A 20,631-nucleotide genomic window follows, 5' to 3' on the forward strand; every position below is an offset into this window, starting at 1 on the left:
TTCGTGTACGAATTAATTGACTTTCCCTATGCGTCGTTCCTATGATACCAACAAATTAATTCTTATACGGAGTATTTTCCTCTATGCGAATCATCGTTGGGATCACGGGCAGCACTGGCGCCCCCCTGGCGCTCGGCGTATTACGCGCCTTGCGCGCCCTGCCTGACCTGGAAATACACCTGGTCATGTCGCGCTGGGCCAGGGTAACCATCGAACTGGAGACGCCGCTGAAATGGCGCGATGTCGCGGCATTGAGCGATGAAGTCTACGACTCAAACAATCAAGCCGCCAGGATCAGTTCAGGTTCTTTTCATACCGACGGTATGATTATTGTTCCTTGCAGTATGAAAACGCTGGCCGGCATTCGCGCCGGTTACAGCGACGGGCTTATCGGACGAGCCGCGGACGTTGTACTGAAGGAAAACCGCAAACTGGTGCTTGTCGCGCGGGAGACGCCGCTTAGCGCCATTCATCTGGAAAATATGGCGTATCTTGCCCGGCTTGGGGTAAGCATTGTTCCGCCCATGCCGGCTTTTTATAACCATCCGACTTCAGTCGACGACATCGTCGATCATATCGTCGCGCGCATCCTTGACCAGTTCGGACTTCCATTCGCATCAGCGAAGCGCTGGGACGGTCTGTCAAACGCGAAGCAGCGTCAAGAAATGGTTCAATCAACCGACAGCGCGTTCGATTAATCCGGCAACACGCGTTCTATCTCAACAGGGAGACCCCTTATGCCTTTTGATGATCTGAGATCATTTTTATCCGCCCTGGAAACGCATGGGCAACTACTGCGCATTACGGATGAAGTAAGCCCCGAGCCCGATCTTGCCGCCGCCGCCAATGCCGCCGGCCGCATCGGCGAAAAAGCGCCGGGTCTTTATTTCGATAATATCGCGGGCTTTACGCGGGCAAAGGTGGCCCTTAACACGCTCGGTTCGTGGCCGAATCACGCCATCGCTTTGGGTATGGACCCGGCGACGCCGACCAGAGAACAGGTCGCCGAATTTATCCGCCGCTGGGACGCGTTTCCCGTACCGTCCGTTCGGCGTGAAGATGCCCCGTGGCGTGAAAACAGCGTTGAAGGCGAAGCGATTAATCTCTTTGAAATCCTTCCGCTATTCCGCCTCAATGATGGCGATGGCGGCTATTACATTGATAAGGCTTCCGTTATTTCCCGCGATCCGGACGAACCGGAAAATTTCGGCAAGCAGAATGTCGGCATCTATCGTATGCAGGTAAAAGGCAAACGGCATTTGGCGATCCAGCCGGTGCCGGTGCATGACATCGCCATCCATCTGCGTATCGCGGAAGAAAGAGGCGAAGACCTGCCGATCGCCATCACCATCGGCAACGATCCGATTATTACCCTGATGGCCTCCACCCCGCTGCGTTATGACCAGTCTGAATATGAGATGGCCGGCGCGCTGCGGCAGGCGCCCTATCCCATCGCCACTGCGCCGCTGACCGGATTCGACGTGCCCTGGGGTTCGGAAGTGGTGATTGAGGGCGTGATCGAAGGGCGCAAGCGGGAACTGGAAGGCCCGTTTGGGGAGTTTACCGGCAATTATTCCGGCGGCCACAGCATGCCGGTAATCCGTATTGATAAAGTCTCCTACCGAACCGACCCCATTTTTGAATCGCTTTATCTCGGCATGCCGTGGACCGAAGTCGACTACCTGATTGGCCCGGCGACTTGCGTCCCGCTTTATAAGCAACTTAAGGCCGAATTCCCCGAGGTACAGGCGGTGAACGCCATGTACACGCATGGTCTGCTCGCCATTATCTCGACCAAAAAACGCTACGGCGGATTCGCCAAGGCGGTGGGCGTGCGCGCCATGACGACGCCACACGGTCTGGGCTATATGAAAATGGTCATTATGGTTGACGAAGACGTCGATCCGTTCAACCTTCCCCAGGTGATGTGGGCGCTGTCTACCAAGGTCAATGTGGCGGGCGATCTGGTGCAGTTGCCCAACATGTCGGTGGTGCCCCTTGACCCCGGCTCTATGCCGGCCGGCATCACCGATAAGCTGGTCATCGATGCGACCACGCCGGTCACTCCCGACACTCGCGGCAATTACAGCATGCCCGTCAGGGATCTGCCTGAAACATCCATCTGGATACAACGTCTAAACCAGTTAATCGCCGGAGCTAAGTAAATTATGTCCACGCAAAATATCGCCAAGATTTGCCCGCGCTGTCGTCATCATCAACTCGGCAGCCTGTATGACAGCCCCGTCGCCGGGGTCTGGAAAGTTCTTCAGTGCAGTAAATGTCTCTATATCTGGCGCACCAGTGAGCCAGCCCGGCGTTCAGACCCTGCGCATTACCCTGAAGAATTTCGCCTTAGCGATGAAAAGATATCTCACGTCGAAGATATTCCGGCGATCCCGCCGCTAAAAAATAGCAAGGCGTAGATAGCCGGATTAACAAATAACGAATTACGTTTACGCGAAGCCATCGGCTGCGATGGCTGAGATTGATGACAAAGCGCACCGAGCGATGAGAATGGGTAGATCGTAAAGACGCGGCAAGTACATCCCTGTAAGCTCGGGCCGCGCCATCCCTGGCGCGGACGCTTTACTCTTCTATCCCATTCTCACCGTTCTGGTTCCGTAGATAAGTTTGTCGACAGTTTGAGCCATCGTCTGCGATGGCTTCTTTAACGTCCTCCGATTCCCGCCCTGCCTACTGCCCGCAGTTTATAAATTTAAATTACGAAACATTCTGTTGACAACTTAAGATCGGCAATGCAAAACTGATCCGTACAGTTATAAATAATCTTCAACATAGCCCCCATGCATTGCCTGGCGGCTATTCAGGGAATAAAGACGCCATATTCCCTCTGCCGATGGCAGCGTTGAAGGCCGGCATCAGCTTCGTAATCAGTCCATCAATTATTACAGGATATTTCAAATGATGATGTTATCCCGGGCGACAGCCCCTGCGGTATTAAGTCTTGCCATTCTGATTACCGGTTGCGCCAGTAATCAGCCCGTACGTTATGCCGGCATCGATTCCGCCTCACAACTAACGCCGAATACCGGCGATAATTCCAATCGCATTCCCTACCGCTACGCCACGCAGGTGGACTGGAAAAAATATCACAGCATCATTATTGATCCGGTAAGCATCTATCAGGGCGCGGATAACCAGTTCGGCGATATGGAGCAATCGGATCGTCAGCAGCTTGCTGCCTATATGCAGAAAAAGTTTGCAGAAGAGTTACGTCCGCGTTTCCGGGAAGCCGCCGCGCCCGCGCCGGATGCTTTGCGTTTGAAGCTGACGCTCACCGGCGCGGACACCACCACCCAGATCGCCGGCACCGTCACCAAATTCGACCTGGCCGGCGGCCCCTATAATATCGTTCAGTCGATCCGAGGCGGACAAGGAATGCTCAGCGGTTCGGTGAATTATGCCGTCGAGATTTACGACGCCCCATCCAACCGTCTGCTGCATGCCTATGTGGCCAAACAGTACCCCAACGCCATGAACATCTCCGCCACTATCGGCTCGCTTAGCGCAGCGGAAGTGGGCATTGATAAAGGGGCGGAAGAGTTGGCGGAAATGCTGAAATAATCCCCGTGCGGGAAGCGTGAATGCCGTTATTTAAACGTAAAGAGATAACCCGATGAATAAAATTTCCGTCCGCAAATGCCGTGCGTTGCTGTTGCTGCCGCTCACCTGCTCCGCCCCTGTCCTGGCGGGCGACTGGTCCCTGGGGCTCTCCGCAGGGGCCGCCGAAAGCCCCTACCGTAAAACGGATCCCGTCGTCTTCCCGCTGCCATTGGTCGGCTATGAAGGCGATTACCTGTTTTATCACGGTCTGAAAGGCGGTTTGCATCTCTGGAAGGATGACGCCAACCAGTTTGATGTCTTTGCCGCTTACGATCCGCGGCAGTTCCGGCCAAAGGACAGCGACGATCCCAGGATGAAACGTCTGAACCGGCGCGACTCGACTGCGCTGGCCGGCGTGGAATATACCCTGCGCACCGATTTTGGTCATTTCAACGCTTCCGTTGCCGGTGATGTGCTGGATAACAGCGACGGCATTACCGCTAATGCCGCGTATCTGTATCCCATTAAACTCAACGATTGGGAAATTCTGCCCAAGGTAGGCGTGCGCTGGGACAGCAAGGATCAGAACAAATATTACTTTGGCGTAAGCCGGAGTGAATCTCTGCGCAGCGGGCTGCCCGTCTACGATCCGCAGGACAGTTTTACCCCTTATGCGGAGCTGGCGGTACGTTACAACGTCACCCCGGCGTGGGTAACTTTCGTCTCCGCACGCTATGAGGCGCTGCCCGACGAGGTGAAAAACAGCCCGATGGTGGACAAGGACGGCGTGGGCGTGATTTCCGCCGGTTTCAGCTACGCCTTCTGACAACGGATATTCCCGATAGCGGCGTCGCAGACTTCGGGAATGGTTTGAATGCCGCGCGCGGGAAATCAAGGTGAACCCAAGATCACAACAAAATACGGCGACAGCCCGGTTTTTAACCGGGCCGTTTGCTTCACAGGTTAGCAACGCCGAATATCCCGGCTCCATATCATGAAAATATATCCGCATCTGACTGTCTGCCCGCTATGTAACAGCCTATACCGCTATCGCCCGTACGCCGCCGGTCAAACGGCATTGTGCCGCCGCTGCCAGTGCGTACTCTGGCATGGCGATGGCGTCATAGCGCCGCGCATGCTGCCGCTCGCCCTCGCCTCAGCCATCACTTTTTCCATCGCCTGCGTCTCTCCGGTGATGACGGTCAATTTCCATGGCGCACATAATGAGGTTACGCTCTGGCAGGCCGCCTGGGCGCTGTCTCCGGGAGAAATTTTCCCGCTGCTGGCTCTGTGCGCCGTTTTCCTCCTTATTCTCGCCCCGTTGCTGCAAATTACGCTGACGCTCTGGCTGCTGCTGTTTGTTCGTTACCGCCGCTGCGCGCCCGGGTTTATCGCCGTCATGAAAGTGCTGTTATGGCTGCGCCCCTGGAGTATGGTTGAAGTCGGCGTATTGGGCTTTCTGGTGGCCGCCGTCAAACTCTCTTCGCTGTTGGACGTTTCTGCCGGCCCCGGAGGCTGGGCGCTCGCCGCCTCCGTGGTCCTCATGACGATCGTCACCGGCCAGGATATGCGTCCGCTATGGGCGCTCGCCCCCATTCAGGCGCCAGAAAGGCGCCCTCATGAGTAACGCGCCGTTTGCCCGTCAATCGCGGGTTCGCGGCTGCGCCGTATGCGGCCTGGCCTATGAAATAACACGGGATACCGCCCGCGGCGCGCGCTGCCCGCGCTGCCATTCCCGCCTGCGCGACGCCGGCCGTGAAAGCCTCGCCCGCGCCTGGGCTCTGCTGATCGCCGCCGTCATTTTCTATATTCCCGCCAACGTATTGCCGGTGATGTACACCAGCCTGTTGGGAAGAGGCAGCGAAAGCACGATCATGGACGGCGTACTGGAGTTCTGGCGCGGCGGCTCATATGACATCGCCGTGATTATCTTTATCGCCAGCGTGGTGATCCCCTGTATGAAGTTTTTGTCCATGGGCGTACTGCTGGTCACCGCCGGCCGGAAAAGCGCCTGGGCCAGACGTGAACGCACCTGTCTATACCGAATAACCGAGCGGATCGGCTACTGGTCCATGCTGGATGTGGTAGTGGTGGCGGTAGTCTGCGGGCTGGTGCGCTTTCATACGCTGAGCGAGGCCGAACCCCGGGCAGGTATTCTGTTTTTCGCGCTGGTCGTCATATTAACCATGCTCTCCGCCCTGAACTTTAATCCAAAATTAATATGGGAAGGTAATGAATGAAGCCTTTGCAACCCGGCGACCCTAAACTTGTCCGCCGGTACTGGCGCAACGCCCTGATCTGGCTGGTGCCGGTTATTGCGCTGCTGATCGCCATCTCCATGCTGATCCAGGCCCGGCTTTCCGCCGGACCGGAAATCACCATTGCCTTTCGCAGCGCCGCCGGGCTGGAAGCCGGCAAAACGGCGGTAAAATACAAAGACGTCACCGTCGGATTGGTGAAGGATATCACGCTCAATCCCGATAATTCGCAAGTGCTCGTCCAGGTGCGACTGGCAAAAAGCGCGCAAAATCTGCCCCGCGCGGACACCCGTTTCTGGGTCGTCCGGCCGCGGATCGGCGTCGGCAGCGTGAGCGGCATCGATACCCTGCTTTCCGGCGCCTATATAGGCGTGGACCGGGGAAAATCGGCGGACAGCCGCCGCGAATTCATTGGCCTTGAAACCCCTCCGGCGATTATCAGCGATACGCCGGGCAGTCAGTATGTCATTGAAGCCGACGATCTCGGCTCGCTGGATATCGGCTCGCCGATCTATTACCGCCGGGTTCAGGTCGGCCGGGTTGCCTCCTATCACCTTCGGGAGGATGGGAAAGGCGTCAATCTTCAGGTCTTTATCGAAGCGCCCAACGATCGGCTGGTCACCCCGGATACCCGTTTCTGGAATGTCAGCGGGGTTGATCTTTCCGTGGGAAGCGACGGCTTCCACCTGAAAACCCAAACCGTCGCCGCGATCATGGCCGGCGGCATCGCCTTTTCGACACCGGAAAACAGCCCTCGAACCCAGGTTAATACGCCGGTGAAATATACTCTGGCGCCCGATCGGGACACCGCCATGGCGCCGGCCGACGGCCCCGCCATCCCCTTCCAGTTGCGTTTTGAACGCACCCTGCATGGCCTTGCCGTCGGCGCCCCGGTATCGTTTTCCAGCGTCAAAATAGGCCGGGTGGTATCGATCGGCCTGGACTACAACCCTAGCGGATATCGTTTCCCGACCGTGGTGGGCATTGAAATCTACCCTTCCCGGCTAGGACGCGTGCTGGAAAAGCTGCCGGAGCCATCAGACGATATCGAGCGCGATACGGCGATTTTCACCCGCGACTTGGTCGCGCAGGGATTACGCGCGCAGGCTATCCCCAGCAGCCTGTTAACCGGCCAATTGTACATTTCGATCGATTTTATTCCCGATACGCCGAAAGTGGCGTTTGATATCGCGGCCCGTCCGCTGCAGTTACCCGTCGTCAGCGGCGGCTTCGACAGGATGCAGGAGCAAATGGCCGGGATCGTAACAAAAATCAACAAAATGCCGCTGGAATCCATCGGTAATAATATGAACGGCGCGCTTTCCGAACTCAGCAAAACGCTCAGGATGGTGAATAATCAGACGCTGCCGACGGCCAACCGGCTGATGCAACAGACACAGCAAACAACTCAAAATGCCCAAGACCTATTGGCGGAAGATTCTCCGTTATTGATTAACTTCATGCAGACGCTACAGGAAGCGAGCCGCACCCTGCGCGCCGTGCGCAGCCTTACCGATCAACTCGATCGTCATCCTGAATCATTGCTGCGGGGGCGTCCGGCTGACGCCGTCATATCGGAAAACACGGGAACCCGTTCCATGCTCAGCGAAGGAAAACACTAATGAAACTCTCGTTTCGCGCTTTGGTCATCGGCGCGGTATTGTCGCTGAGCGCCTGCGCGTCGCCGCAGGTGCGTTATCACACGCTGGTTAGTCCTGAACCGTTCGTTGATGCGGCGACGCCGGTCCCCTTTGTGATTGAAGTGCTGCCCGTCGGGGTGCCGGCGCAGTTGGATACGCAGCAGGTGATCGTCAGACAGGGAGACAGCCGCGTTGCGGTTCTCAATAACGACCGCTGGCTAAGCCCGTTGGGCGATGAACTTCAAACCGCATTGTCGTCGCAGATAGCGCGCCGCCTGGGAACGCAGGATGCGTCAGGATTGCCCCGCGATGACGGCAAACCGGTGGTGCGGATACTCATTCAGATAAGGCGCTTTGACGGCTCGCCGGGAAATGGCGTCGCTCTTGATGCGGACTGGAGTCTTTCGGCCAGACGCGGGCAACAACGAAGCCGGCTTCTGTGCCGAAGTCATTTGACGCAAAGCGCGGCGGGGGATTACACGCAGCTGTTTACCGCCTGGCAGAGCCTCATGGGGCGGATGGCGACGCAGATCGCACAAACGGCCGCGCAATGGTCGGCGGACGGCGCGGAAGCCTGTCCGCATTGATAACGCCGCGCCGGCAGAAAAATTATACTGAAAGCAGCCGATGATTATGTTTATCTTCTCACCGCGCCATTAAGGAACAGCCGGACGCCGTTTTTGACCATCTGCTGGATTTTCGCAGGGGTAAAATGCGGCAGTTCACGTTGAAAGATCAACGCATCGGTTTCGGCTTTAACCAGCGCGGCGAACTGCATTGCGAGGAGCATCGGCTCTTGCTCAATCAGCTCGCCTTTCTGTACGGCCTCGCCCATCACCTGGGCAAGTTTTTCCATACTATCCTGGATCCCGGACTCCCGAAACAGAATGCCGATATCGGAATGTCCGGCCTCACCCACCACAACACGGTAGATTTGCAACGCCTGATTATCGCCGGTAAGCGCTTGAAGCATACGCTCGCCAAACCGGGTAAGTTTTTGCTCAAGAGAAAGCGCCTCGTTGCCGGGCATCGTCAGTTCAGCCGCGGCTTCCGTCAAAAAGCGGGCGCTATAGGTACGGACTACCGTTTCGAACAGCTCTTCTTTCGAGGTAAAATAGTTATAAAGCGTCGCCTTGGAGCCGCCGACCCGCTTCGCCACTTCGTTCATTGAGGCGCGCTCATACCCTATTTCCAGGAAAAGCTGCGCCGCCGCGGTGATGATGGCCTGTCGCCGCTCTTCTGTTAATGTCCTCATGCAGCCTCCGTTGATTTACTAAACTTCCTTATCAGGAAAATGAATATCAATAACTAAACAGTATGGTTTATTGGCCGAGTATGCCACATTTGTCCCGCTAAGGCTAAGGCGGTAAGACAATTACCCCGGATAGCAGTAAAAACGCACTCAGAGACCAAAACACAGCGTTAAATAACATAATCCATTAATTTAAAACCATAAATTACTCATCGTATTTACAGCGAAAGGAATAATCTTAATTATTCATTTCCCCTGCGATGCACGTTGATTTTCACTAACAACCCCATAAACTATACCAAACCGTTTAGTTTTAAATAAATCAATGTGGCACCCGTTGTTCACCCGATAAAACGGCCTGACAAAGAAGGAAATGATTATGAAAAAGCTAGTCGCCGCCATTTGCCTGCTTTCCGTTTTTCTGCTCAGCGGCTGTATTGTCGTGGGCAAACATAACCATCCGGATCGCCATCACCAGGATGATAACCGCTGGCATGAAACCCATCGCTCACACGATCGCTGGCGTTAACCCCCGGCCCGTGAAGGTATAACGCCATCGCTTCACGGATGATACTCTTCCCATCCGGCGCGGTCTGCGCCGGCTGTTTTTTCCTGAAACGGTAAACGCGGGCCTGACTCGTCACTGAGGCGGCGGCGAGAGGAAAAAACCGCAATGCGCCGACGGCCGGCGGCGGTGAGAAAGGCCGAACGTCTGGACAAATAACCAGCAGCGTCTACAATGAATTGCAATGATGTTCACAGTCGGGTTGTGATTCTTGGGTTATATTTATTCGGTTGTAGAGCGTGTTTATCAACGGATTTATCGAAAATAAACGGTTTTATCCTACCCATGCGCCGCATGTCCATGTTGTTTCCGTTGCGGCATATCCCTTCATCACCGTGACATCAGACGCTCCTCGCGCGAATGCGATTCTAGAACTTCACTCGATGCGCCCGTAGCGGCACCGCGACGATAGGCCGCGTAATGCCATACAGCATGCGACACAGTGCAGTGCGAACACTATGCAGACAGGAGAATCGGTTTGACCACCATAGAGACAGACAATACGGCAGACTCGCCCCCTCTCCCTGTATCCGACGGCAGGCGATATGCTTTCTTTTTCGATGTAGACGGCACGCTGGCGGAAATTCGGCCGCAACCGGACGCCGTTGTCATCCCTTCCTCTGTCCGCGACAACTTGCAGGCGCTGTCGGCCGCATGCCGCGGCGCGCTGGCCCTGGTGTCGGGCCGCCCCATCGAACAGCTTGATAAACTGGTTGCGCCGCTTAAGCTGCCGCTGGCGGGCGTTCACGGCGCCGAACGGCGCGACGGCGAGGGCAACCTGCATCGCCTGGCGCTGCCGGCTGAAGTGACGGTTCCGCTGCGGCGGATGCTGGAGCAGGCGATAGCCGCCATGCCGGGCGCGCTGCTGGAGGCCAAAGGCATGGCCTTCGCGCTGCACTATCGCCAGGCGGCGGCGTATCGGCCGCAGATATTGAAGCTGGCGGAGTCCGCCGTGGCGCAGTTTCCCCAGTTGACGCTGCAACCCGGCAAGTGCGTGGTAGAGATAAAACCGCAAGGGATAGATAAAGGCGCGGCGATTAACGCCTTTATGCGGGAAGCCCCTTTCAACGGGCGCATTCCCGTTTTTATTGGAGACGATCTTACGGATGAGAAAGGATTTCTGGCGGTGAACGCCATGCAAGGCGTTTCCGTTAAGGTCGGAGACGGTTCAGGCCATGCCCGCTACCGCCTCAAACAGGTAACGGACGTTTACCACTGGCTTGAACAAATACTATTACAACTAAAGCATGATAACGTCGGAAAGGAGTTAAGGTTATGAGTCGTCTGGTTGTCGTATCTAACCGCATCGCTATTCCTGATAAGTCGAAGTCTAGCGCTGGCGGATTGGCCGTAGGTATTCTGGATGCACTGAAAACCACCGGGGATTGTGGTTTGGCTGGAACGGAGAGATAAGTGAAATATCCGGTGAAGATGAGGATGACCTGAATCTACTGGAAAATGACGGCATCACTTATGCCTCCGTTCCGCTCAATCAAAATGATTACGACCTCTATTATTGTCAGTTTTCCAATGCCGTCATCTGGCCCGCATTCCATTATCGTATCGATCTGGTGCAGTTTCAGCGCGAAGCCTGGGAAGGCTACCGCCGGGTTAACGCGCTGCTGGCCAGACGGTTGCAGCCGTTGATTAAGCCGGATGATATTCTGTGGATCCATGACTATCATCTGCTGCCGTTTGCCGCCGCGTTACGCCAAATAGGCGTGAATAACCGTATCGGATTCTTCCTGCATATCCCCTTCCCCACGCCGGAAATCTTCAATGCGCTGCCCACCCATGAAGATCTGCTGAAAATGCTGTGCGAATATGATCTGCTTGGCTTCCAAACGGAAAACGATCGGATGGCGTTTCTTGATAACCTTGGGCAACTGACCGCATTGCAGCCGATCGGGGCGAAAACCCATCGCGCTTTCGGCAATACCTTTATGACGGAGGTTTATCCGATAGGCATCGCGCCGGACAACATTCAGGAGATGGCGTCAGGACCGTTGCCGCCCAAGATAGCCGCCATGAAACGCGAGCTGGGCGATGCGCAAAATATTATTTCCTGCGAGCGCCTGGATTACACCAAAGGGCTGCCGGAACGCTTCCTCGCCTATGAAGCCCTGCTGGAGCATTATCCGCAGCATCGCGGCAAGGTGCGTTATTCGCAAATCGCCCCAACCTCGCGCGGGGATGTGCAAGCGTACCAGGATATCCGCCATCAGTTGGAGATGGAGGTCGGTAGAATTAACGGCAAATACGGTACGCTGAACAGTACGCCGCTCTACTATCTCAATCAGCATTTCGACCGCCGGCTACTGATGAAAATATTCCGTCTGACGGATGTCGGGCTGGTCACGCCGCTGCGCGACGGCATGAATCTGGTGGCGAAAGAGTATGTGGCGGCGCAGGATCCCGACGATCCGGGCGTGCTGGTGCTGTCGCGCTTTGCCGGCGCGGCCAATGAGATGACCGCCGCGCTTATCGTCAACCCTTACGATCGGGATGAAGTGGCGGCGGCGCTGGATCAAGCGCTGACCATGCCGCGAGACGAGCGTATCGCCCGTTACAACGAGCTGATGGCGATATTGCGCAAAAATGATATCGCCCACTGGTGTGACAGTTACTTAAAAGATCTGCGTGCTATCCAGCCGCATAGCGCCGGACATAGCGCCGTCGCCAACGTCGCGGGATTATAGCGCCGAGCGCCGTCCCGGCTTCGGCCGGCGGCATCTCATCCCTATCAACCCGGCCCCTGCGCCTAATGCCGCTCGTTTAAGGAACGGGATACCGCAGGCGCAGGCGGCCACGGCGTGAGGCGTCCCTGCGGAAACCCCATCATCCTGTTCCCCCTAAATCCTGGCTTAAACGAGTTGTATTAGTCTCCCGCCGGGGCTATTCATAAACCGTTGCAAATCAAAGACGCTAAATTGCGGTTTAGCGTGCGCATGCCGAACTGTTGCTTTTATGATTGTAAATAATGGGTTATAGCGCTTTCACGCCCTGCGCGGCGGAGAAAAACGTGATAGATAGCACACTTTTTGCTGTAAGTGATGAGGCGAATGTCTACACTTAATAGAGAGAAGCCCGGGCCACGTCCCGTATTTTTACGACGCAATGCTGAGGTTTGTAGCACATGTTCAATTCGAAATTACACGTTGCTGAATCAGTAGAGTTCGATATCGACCCAAATCGCCAATATGAACTTGACCCCGTCGAATTAACACCGGATAACATGCTTGAAGCGGAGCCGGAACCAGAAATGATCGAAGGGTTGCCCCCTTCCGATGCGCTAACGCCCGCCGATCGCTATCTGGAACTGTTCGAACGCGTGCAATCTTCGCGTATTTTTACCGATAGTAAAACGTTCCCCGATTGCGCGCCCAAAATTGACCCGTTGGATATTCTCATTCGCTATCGCCGGATGAAAAACAAACCCGGTTTTGACCTGAAACAGTTTGTCGAAGAGCACTTCTGGCTGCCGGAAGACCATAGCAACGGTTACGTCTCCAACCCGGAGGACTCCCTTAAAGAGCATATAGATAAACTATGGGGCGTGCTGACGCGCGAGCCTCAAGATCATATTCCGTGGTCGTCGCTGCTGGCTCTGCCGCAGGCCTATATTGTGCCGGGCGGACGTTTCAGCGAAGCCTACTACTGGGACTCCTACTTCACCATGCTGGGGCTGGCGGAAAGCGGCCGCAACGATTTGCTGCGTTGCATGGCGGATAATTTCGCCTGGATGATTGAAACCTACGGCCACATTCCCAACGGCAATCGCACCTATTACCTCAGCCGTTCGCAGCCGCCGGTATTCGCGCTGATGGTGGAGTTGTTTGAGGAAGACGGCGTGCGCGGCGCCCGCCGTTATCTGGACCATCTGCTGATGGAGTATGCCTTCTGGATGGACGGCGCCGAATCGCTGGGGCTGAATCAGGCCTATCGCCACGTGGTGTGTCTGCCCGACGGCTCGCTGCTTAACCGCTATTGGGATGACAGAGACACCCCGCGCGACGAATCCTGGCTGGAAGATGTGGAAACCGCGAAGCAATCGGGCCGTCCGGCAAACGAGGTTTACCGGGATCTGCGGGCGGGCGCCGCGTCGGGCTGGGACTACTCATCGCGCTGGCTGCGTGATGCGTACCGTCTCGCCAGTATCCGCACCACGCAGTTTATCCCGGTGGATCTCAATGCGTTTCTGTACAAGCTGGAGGGCGCCATCGCCAATATCTCCGTGTTGAAAGGAGATAAAGAAACGGAGGCGTTATTTCGCCAGCGGGCGGAAAATCGCCGCGCGGCCGTCACCCGCTATCTGTGGGACGAAGAGGAAGGCTGTTTCCGCGACTATGACTGGCACCGCCAGCGGATGGGGCTTTTTTCCGCCGCCAGCATCGTGCCGCTATATGTGGGGCTGGCCACCCACGAACAGGCCGACAGACTGGCTGAAGCGGTGCGCGCGCGCCTGCTCACTCCGGGGGGCTGATGACTACCGAGTATGAAACCGGCGAGCAATGGGATAAACCCAACGGCTGGGCGCCGATGCAATGGATGGCGATTCAGGGCTTTAAAATGTACGGCCATGACCAGCTTGGCGATGAAATCGCCCGCAACTGGCTAACGACGGTGAATCTTTTTTACCGGCAGCACCATAAGCTGATTGAAAAATACCATATCATCGGCGGCGTGCCGCGCGAAGGCCGCGGCGGCGAATATCCGCTTCAGGACGGCTTCGGCTGGACGAACGGCGTGGTCCGCCGGCTGATCGGTCTTTACGGAGAAAATTTCGAATGAGGGTTTGCCAACAACGGCCGCATCATTTTTGACCGAGCGTATTTTTTAATCTGGCGCGGTTTTAACTCGGCATAATATTGGCGTGTTCGCGCCATTCGCCCGTTAAAAACCGCGGGTGCCGCATTATATAGCGCCAGGCGTCTTCAATCGGTTTGGGGATATCGACATGGCAAATATAGTTTTTTCCTCTTGGCCCATATCCTTGCTCATTATCCCGCAGGCGTGGTATTTCGCCCAACAATAAGGAGATAAAACGATCGATATCCCAGAGGCCGCCATTACCATCGCCAGAGAAACGGACGCCATCCGCGCTATCAATCAGACGGGGAATATAGGTCGGCCAGTTGAAAAAAGCAGGTCTATTAACCGAATCCGACCACGTATGGCAAAATGTGGCGTAAGCCCGGCGCTGTAGCAAGGGGTCTTGAATAAGGACAATATTTCTCGGTTCAAATTGTATTTTTTCCAGCAAATCACGCGTAAATTTCGCATTTTCCCCCGTATTCCGCGAAGCGCTTTCCAGCAGGATCTGTTCATCGGGCAAATCCCAGAAACGGGCGGCGATATCATGAAACAAGCACGCTTCCGGGCGCGTATCGGAAGTATCGATATCCCGATAGCGGGGATGCTTTTCAATCGCCGCGGCAAGCAAGCCGGTGGAGTGGCCGATACCGCCGGAAATAATCAAAGGAATACCGCGGGTCTTCGCCAGGGAGCAAGCGCCGTCGATGGTTGTCAATACCGCATTGCCGGTCAGAACAATCGCGTCGGCGATTAATTCGTCCCGGCGGGAAGAATAATCATCGATGGCAAGCCAGGCGGCAATGATATTCACGGCGTCAATAACGTCGGCCGGCATTGGCGGCAATTTCGCTATCGCTGAAACATCGCTATTCATATTTCACGATCCCCAAAAGACTTTGCTCATTTTAGCTACGCTGGACATAAATAATCCGCCTAGTGCTGAAGGCATTCTATTCCAGCCGCCCCAATTTGGCTATTATCCGCGAGACTCAACGTACCGCCGCTATTTTTCGCACCGCGTTCGCTTAACCATATCCCCCGCCCCTTTATTTAGCGCGAATAAATCGGACGTAAAAACCAAACAACGATTCCCACTTGAAAAAACGCCAACGGCCTATATATGTAAGGCAAAAAAGGAAGGATAAAAAAGATGACGAAACTCGAATACTTAATGAAATTTAGACGTTGCAGCAATCTGGATACGCTGGAGCGCGTGTATGAGCACATGCAAGAGAAGGTTCCCGCCTCCGAGCAAAGCGAATTTGAAAGCGCCTGCGATCACCGGCGGGCGGAAATCATTCATCAGCGGTTATGGGACCGGGTTCCCGCCACGGCCTGGAAAAATGTTGTTTGATGCCGCGCAGGAAAAGCCTCGCATTTAACTCGCTATCCGCACACCCGCTCCATTGACCGAATAAGTTTCTTGCCTCTGGCTTTCATTGCCGGCGTACCGATAACGGCCAATTCCCGGATGTGCATCAGCGCCTCACGGCGTAACTCAACGTGGTTTAGCGCCAGATCGTGCAAAGCCTGCATGGCTGTAGTCTTCACGATGCTGCTGCGATCGGCCGTATAGCCGACCAGGGACGAAAAAGCCTTTCGCGATTCGTCCGGCGTCAGCGATAAGCGCGGAACCATCGCCGCGATATGCCAGCGCAGTTCAGGTTGCGAGGCCGTGACCAACAATTTCAGCATTTGAGATTTATGCGGCGCAAGCAGATCCGCCCTGGCTAGGGAGGCTTTTTCAACCGCGTCGGCGCAGCGCATCGCGATGACGGGATCGGGATGACTGATGCCGTGAATAAGTTGAGCAAAAACATCAGCATCAGACCTGGCAAGCGCCGCCGCCTGGTCGGCAAGCCCGATGGATCGCCGATCGCCGCCTTTAAGCATTTCCAAAATATCCACTGGCTTTATCATAACGATTGCCTCAATTTAACCGTCTGGACCCATACTCTCCCGCGCCACTACCTTATCCATTTTTCCGACAGTATGTCAGTTACTGGCAGGAGCGATTTGTTGGAATGAACGCCGCGCAACACAATAGATATGTATTGTCATAAATTCATCTTCCTCTTAAATAATATTAATCAGCTTAACCTAATGATTATTTTCTAAAAAAGACAGAAAAATGAAAATTTGTTCGCCCCGGCATATCAAGTTAAAAGATTTATATATAACTCTAATATAAAATAAAAATATAACGCGCATAAACAGACACAAGCGATTGATTGCCTTAGATCAAAAAAATGACGATTTAACCATCGAGATTTTATTTCTTTACTGATAGTAAAAAAACGATATACGCCGCCTAGCCATCTATGCAACATTAAATAGATAAAAAATAAAATTCATATAATAAACTAATTAATCAAACAGCAAACAATATAAAAAATAATATTATGCATTAAACAAATTCATTTTATAACTTTAATAAAACAATCATTTTAATTTTAAACGACAGATAATAATGGAGGTATTCCAGAGAAAATTAAAATCATCGAAAAAATAAAAGGATATAAACCGTGGTTTGCCGGAATATGCGTTCTGACCGCCACGGATAAACCGGCACTAAAGATAGATCGCAGGAGCAACAAAATAGTTTGCCGGAATACGATACCTGTGATTTTCCAGTGTCCGACTCGCCGATTTCATGTGAGGGAAACCAAATGAGCATCGAGACCCTGTTGAAACGTATCCAGACCGCCTACGAACTAGATATGCGGAACAAGCGGATAGCCGTCGAGGCGACGGATCTGCCGCTGTCCTATGAATCCATCACTGACCAATGGTTAACCAATGTCCTTTGCCATCAGCATCCCGGCGCCAGGGTGTTGAAACACTATGTCGGCGCGCCGGATAATGGCTCTTCGAACCGCCGCAAAATCCGAATCATCTATAACGATACCGGGCGCTCGCTCGGTCTGCCGGAGCAGCTATTCTGCAAAGCCTCCCAGGAACTACAAAACCGTATCGTTCTGGGAATATCGGGCGCCGCGCTGTCCGAAGTGCTTTTCTTTCGGGATATCCGTCCGCATCTGGACATTGAGGCTCCACATTGTTTCCATGCGCATATAGATCCGGAATCTTTTAACTCGATTATCATCCTCAACGATCTGAGCGGCTCGGTTAGTCATTTCTGCGACCACAAAACCGTCATCTCCCGCACCCATGCTGAAAGTCAGATACAACTATTGGCGCGTCTGCACGGACGAGTCTACGCCATGACGCACCTACAGGCGGTGATCAAAGTACTACCGACCTGGCCGCAGTTTTTCGCCAATACCCTGGATATCGGCATAAAAGAAGGCTCCAGCAAGGGGTTTCTTGAAGCGGAATCGGTGATCCCCGAACGCTTGTACCGGCGCCACGCGGAAATCTGGCCGGCAACCCTGCAATCCGTCGCCTTTCACCAGAGTGCCGCGCATACCCTGACGCATGGCGACGTGCACTTGAAGAATTGGTACATCACCAGCAACGGCGAACTGGGGCTCTGCGACTGGCAATGCGGCGGCCGCGGTCATTGGGGACGCGATCTGGCCTATACCCTTTCCTGTTCTCTGGCGGTGGAAGACCGACGAGCCTGGGAGCGAGATCTGGTGCGCCTGTACCTCAATGAACTGCACGCCGCGGGCGGTCCGAAGGTTTCCTTCGCCGAGGGTTGGAAAATCTATCGCCAACAGTTGATAAGCGCATTAACCTGGTGGACGGTGACCCTGACGCCGCCCCCCGGCTTTCCTGATATGCAGCCGCGGGATACCACGCTGGCGTTTATCCACCGGATCGCCACCGCGATGGACGATCTGGATACCCTTGATGCATTTTGCTGATCCGGAGGTTCCCTTGATAGCTGAATCCTCCTGATTCCTAAGATTCAATCGCCTGCCGCCTTGCATAAATCCGCTCTGTCGAGTTGATGCAAGGCGGTGCCGTTGAGAATGATCGGCAATCATCGCTGACAAACCTTTAGGCTCTCTTCTTCACTGCGGAGGGAAAAGTTCTGCATTTTTAATGAGTTGAATTTTAACTCTGGCAAAAATGAGGCCGTGAGGGGTCATTAATGGCGATGTTCCGTATTTCGTCATCAGCCTGCAACAACTAACGAAAATATTTAACTTTGTTAAAGATCGGCCGATGGTTTCCGATAGTTACCTATTATCTGCGGAAATATCACTGAGCCTCAAAAATGCGAAAGAATTTGCCCATAACCCAAAACCTCTACATTTTTCCTGGCGATCAAACACTTATCTCCATCACCGACCTGCAAGGCAATATCACCTACTGTAACTCGAATTTCATCAATGTCAGCGGCTTCACCAGCGAGGAACTGCTGGGCCAACCACACAATATCGTGCGTCATCCCGATATGCCGCAGGAAACCTTCCGCGACATGTGGGACACCATCAAGTCGGGCCTGCCCTGGACGGCGCTGGTAAAAAACCGGCGCAAAAATGGCGATTATTACTGGGTTCGCGCCAATGTCACTCCGGTGCGCGATGGCGATCGCACCATCGGTTTTCTATCCGTGCGCTCGCGGGCGCCCGATGAGGAGATAGCCGCCGCCGAGAAACTGTACGCCGTCATGCGCCGGGAGGCGGAACTAGGCCGCCGGCGTCATACCCTGCATCGCGGGCAACTGGTGCGCCGTACCCTGACGGGAAGGATCGCGCGCGGACTCAGTCCAGGGCTGCGCGGCCACATTATAGTTATCAGCGTGCTGGCGGCCGGCGGACCGCTGCTGGCTCAAGTCGCCGGCGCGCCGCTATGGGGCGCGGCTGCCGCGGCGGCGGGCTGCGCGGCGCTCTCCGCCTGGCTGCTGATGCGTCAGACCATAACGCCGCTGCGTCAGGTGGTGAGCGTCGCCAACCTGATGGCGGGCGGCGATCTGACGCGCTTCGTTCCGGTGACCGGACGCGGCGAAATCGCCCAAATCCAGCTGGCGTTGGCTCAGCTCAATGTCTCAGTGCGCACAGTGGTGCGGGACGTGCGCCATGAAGTGGCTAACCTGCTGGGCGGCACCCAGGAGATCGCCAACGGCAACAAAGACATGGCGACCCGCACCGAGACCCAGGCCGGCAGCCTGGAGCAGACCGCCGCCGCCATGGAACAGATTTATCGCACCATTCAGCAAACCACCCAGTTGGCCAACGACGGCGCCCAGCATGCCCGGCACACCGCCGAGGCGGTATTGCGCAGCGATGACGCGGTGCAAAGCGTGGTGAACACCATGCAGGCTATCGAAGAGTCGTCGCGGCGCATTCAGGATATCATCCAGGTGATCGAAGGGGTCGCTTTTCAAACCAATATCCTGGCGCTGAATGCCGCGGTGGAAGCCGCGCGCGCCGGGGAAAAAGGCAAAGGCTTCGCGGTGGTGGCGACGGAAATCCAGGCGCTGGCGCAGCGTACCGCCAACGCGGCCAAAGAGGTGCGCGGCCTGATCGAAGAATCGGGCGCGCGGGTGGATGAAGGCAGCCAGCGCGCCGCCGATGCCCTGAATCGCATGCAGGGCGTGACCGACGCCGTAAGTCAGGTAAGCGCCATGCTGGAACAGATCAATACCGCCGCACGCGAACAGTCCGTCGGCGTCGGTCAGGTGAACGGCGAAATCGCCGGCCTGGACGCCATCACGCAGCAGAATGCCACCATGGTGGACGATCTGGCTTCCGCGGCCAATGCCCTCAACCGGCAGGTCGCGCTGGTGCACAATACCATCCGGGTGTTTCGTCTTACCGAGCGTGACACCACGCTGGCGGAAGTGGATTCCGGCGAACTGCGCCTGGCCCAGAAGCGCGACGTCATCGGCGAAGACGGACGCCTCGACTTCGGACAGGCCATCGCCAACCACCGGCAGTGGCGCGTCACGCTGCGCAATGCCATCAACCGCAAGCTGGTGCTGGATACCAAGGCCGGACGCGACGATAGCTGCGCCCTGGGCGCTTGGCTAAACGGCCCAGGCAAGGCGCAGCGGGGAGGCACGCCGGAATATGAAGCGCTGGTCAACGCCCACCGGGCGTTTCACAGCGAAGTGGGCGCGGTGGTCGACCTGATCAACCGCAAAAAGATGAGCGAGGCGGAACAAAAGCTGAGCACCAGCCAACCGCTGTACGATCGCGGCCAGAAATTGGTACAGGCGATCCATGCGCTGTCGGGTGACGCATGACGGCGTTGCGGGTGCTGGTTGTGGATGACGATGTGCTGAATCTGCGTATCGCCGCCCGATTGCTGCGCGAACTGGGGCATTCCGGCGCGCTGGCGGGAGACGGCGAAAAAGCGTTGCAACTGGTGCGGCGGCAGCAGTTCGACCTGATGCTGTTGGACATCAACATGCCGAAGCTGAGCGGCGAGGATACGCTGCGCGCGCTGCGCACGCAGGAGCGGCGCGCCGGCGCGCCGAGCCTTCCGGTACTGATGGTATCCGGACACCGCGGCGAGGAGACGCAGCGCCATTTTCTGGATCTCGGCGCCAACGGCTTTTTGGAAAAACCACTTGCTCTGACGGCGTTACAGGCGGAGCTGGCGCAACTGGGCGGGAACTAA

At 55.5% G+C, this 20,631-nt stretch carries 18 protein-coding genes and 2 pseudogenes; 17 read left to right on the forward strand and 3 right to left on the reverse strand.

Going from position 1 to position 20,631, the window contains the following annotated elements; genetic code table 11:
* The first annotated feature begins 83 nt into the window (after window positions 1-83).
* From HC231_RS12375 to HC231_RS12415, 9 genes are all read left to right on the forward strand, one after another.
* Window positions 84-698 (forward strand): UbiX family flavin prenyltransferase, encoded by a 615-nt coding sequence (locus HC231_RS12375; RefSeq protein ID WP_208226948.1) that lies wholly within the window; start codon window positions 84-86, stop codon window positions 696-698.
* Between the two features lie 39 nt (window positions 699-737).
* Window positions 738-2,165, forward strand: coding sequence for a non-oxidative hydroxyarylic acid decarboxylases subunit C (locus HC231_RS12380; protein ID WP_208226949.1), 1,428 nt, complete (start codon window positions 738-740; stop codon window positions 2,163-2,165).
* A 3-nt stretch (window positions 2,166-2,168) separates the two neighbouring features.
* Window positions 2,169-2,423, forward strand: coding sequence for a non-oxidative hydroxyarylic acid decarboxylases subunit D (locus tag HC231_RS12385; protein WP_208226950.1), 255 nt, complete (start codon window positions 2,169-2,171; stop codon window positions 2,421-2,423).
* Between the two features lie 499 nt (window positions 2,424-2,922).
* Window positions 2,923-3,585, forward strand: a complete 663-nt coding sequence (locus HC231_RS12390; protein WP_208226951.1) for a DUF3313 domain-containing protein — start codon at window positions 2,923-2,925, stop codon at window positions 3,583-3,585.
* 52 nt (window positions 3,586-3,637) lie between these two features.
* Window positions 3,638-4,390 carry a MipA/OmpV family protein gene (locus HC231_RS12395; protein WP_208226952.1) on the forward strand — a complete coding sequence of 251 codons (753 nt, stop codon included), beginning with the start codon at window positions 3,638-3,640 and terminating at the stop codon, window positions 4,388-4,390.
* Window positions 4,391-4,558: 168 nt separating this feature from the next.
* Window positions 4,559-5,191, forward strand: a complete 633-nt coding sequence (locus HC231_RS12400; RefSeq protein WP_208226953.1) for a paraquat-inducible protein A — start codon at window positions 4,559-4,561, stop codon at window positions 5,189-5,191.
* Window positions 5,184-5,804 carry a paraquat-inducible protein A gene (locus HC231_RS12405; RefSeq protein ID WP_208226954.1) on the forward strand — a complete coding sequence of 207 codons (621 nt, stop codon included), beginning with the start codon at window positions 5,184-5,186 and terminating at the stop codon, window positions 5,802-5,804. Before HC231_RS12400 ends, HC231_RS12405 begins: the two co-directional genes overlap by 8 nt.
* The gene (locus tag HC231_RS12410; RefSeq protein ID WP_208226955.1) at window positions 5,801-7,444 is read left to right on the forward strand and encodes a PqiB family protein; all 1,644 of its coding nucleotides are present in this window, start codon (window positions 5,801-5,803) and stop codon (window positions 7,442-7,444) included. Before HC231_RS12405 ends, HC231_RS12410 begins: the two co-directional genes overlap by 4 nt.
* Window positions 7,444-8,049 carry a PqiC family protein gene (locus HC231_RS12415; protein ID WP_208226956.1) on the forward strand — a complete coding sequence of 202 codons (606 nt, stop codon included), beginning with the start codon at window positions 7,444-7,446 and terminating at the stop codon, window positions 8,047-8,049. The genes HC231_RS12410 and HC231_RS12415 overlap by 1 nt, the downstream gene beginning before the upstream one ends.
* A gap of 50 nt (window positions 8,050-8,099) precedes the next feature.
* Here the strand turns inward: HC231_RS12415 and HC231_RS12420 are convergent, their stop codons facing one another.
* Entirely contained in the window at window positions 8,100-8,717 is a 618-nt protein-coding gene (locus tag HC231_RS12420) for a TetR/AcrR family transcriptional regulator (RefSeq protein ID WP_208226957.1), read from the reverse strand.
* A gap of 376 nt (window positions 8,718-9,093) precedes the next feature.
* Between HC231_RS12420 and HC231_RS12425 the strand changes: the two genes are divergently transcribed.
* The 4 genes and pseudogenes from HC231_RS12425 to HC231_RS12440 all read left to right on the forward strand — a co-directional run bounded on the left by HC231_RS12425 (window position 9,094) and on the right by HC231_RS12440 (window position 14,070).
* Entirely contained in the window at window positions 9,094-9,243 is a 150-nt protein-coding gene (locus HC231_RS12425; RefSeq protein WP_208231508.1) for a hypothetical protein, read from the forward strand.
* Window positions 9,244-9,766: 523 nt separating this feature from the next.
* Window positions 9,767-10,558: a trehalose-phosphatase gene (otsB, locus tag HC231_RS12430; RefSeq protein WP_246494838.1), complete on the forward strand. Its 792-nt coding sequence runs from the start codon at window positions 9,767-9,769 to the stop codon at window positions 10,556-10,558.
* Window positions 10,555-11,978, forward strand: a pseudogene (gene otsA, locus HC231_RS12435) (alpha,alpha-trehalose-phosphate synthase). Before otsB ends, otsA begins: the two are co-directional and overlap by 4 nt.
* A gap of 437 nt (window positions 11,979-12,415) precedes the next feature.
* Window positions 12,416-14,070: pseudogene (locus HC231_RS12440) on the forward strand (alpha,alpha-trehalase).
* A 61-nt stretch (window positions 14,071-14,131) separates the two neighbouring features.
* Here HC231_RS12440 and HC231_RS12445 read toward each other — a convergent pair.
* On the reverse strand, window positions 14,132-14,968 hold the full coding sequence (locus HC231_RS12445) for a YdcF family protein (protein WP_246494478.1): 837 nt from the start codon (window positions 14,966-14,968) through the stop codon (window positions 14,132-14,134).
* A gap of 276 nt (window positions 14,969-15,244) precedes the next feature.
* Here HC231_RS12445 and HC231_RS12450 point away from each other — a divergent pair, with 276 nt between their 5' ends.
* Window positions 15,245-15,448 (forward strand): Hha/YmoA family nucleoid-associated regulatory protein, encoded by a 204-nt coding sequence (locus tag HC231_RS12450; RefSeq protein ID WP_208226959.1) that lies wholly within the window; start codon window positions 15,245-15,247, stop codon window positions 15,446-15,448.
* A gap of 32 nt (window positions 15,449-15,480) precedes the next feature.
* Here the strand turns inward: HC231_RS12450 and HC231_RS12455 are convergent, their stop codons facing one another.
* Complete coding sequence (locus HC231_RS12455) at window positions 15,481-16,014, reverse strand: hypothetical protein (protein ID WP_208226960.1); 534 nt, start codon at window positions 16,012-16,014, stop codon at window positions 15,481-15,483.
* A 749-nt stretch (window positions 16,015-16,763) separates the two neighbouring features.
* On the opposite strand from HC231_RS12455, the gene HC231_RS12460 reads away from it, so the two are divergent.
* From HC231_RS12460 to HC231_RS12470, 3 genes are all read left to right on the forward strand, one after another.
* Window positions 16,764-17,924, forward strand: a complete 1,161-nt coding sequence (locus HC231_RS12460) for a phosphotransferase (protein ID WP_208226961.1) — start codon at window positions 16,764-16,766, stop codon at window positions 17,922-17,924.
* Window positions 17,925-18,280: 356 nt separating this feature from the next.
* Window positions 18,281-20,254, forward strand: coding sequence for a methyl-accepting chemotaxis protein (locus HC231_RS12465; RefSeq protein WP_208226962.1), 1,974 nt, complete (start codon window positions 18,281-18,283; stop codon window positions 20,252-20,254).
* On the forward strand, window positions 20,251-20,631 hold the full coding sequence (locus HC231_RS12470; RefSeq protein ID WP_208226963.1) for a response regulator: 381 nt from the start codon (window positions 20,251-20,253) through the stop codon (window positions 20,629-20,631). The genes HC231_RS12465 and HC231_RS12470 overlap by 4 nt, the downstream gene beginning before the upstream one ends.

The sequence above is a fragment of the Brenneria izadpanahii genome, from assembly GCF_017569925.1.
In the GTDB taxonomy this organism is placed as follows: Bacteria; Pseudomonadota; Gammaproteobacteria; order Enterobacterales; family Enterobacteriaceae; genus Brenneria; species Brenneria izadpanahii.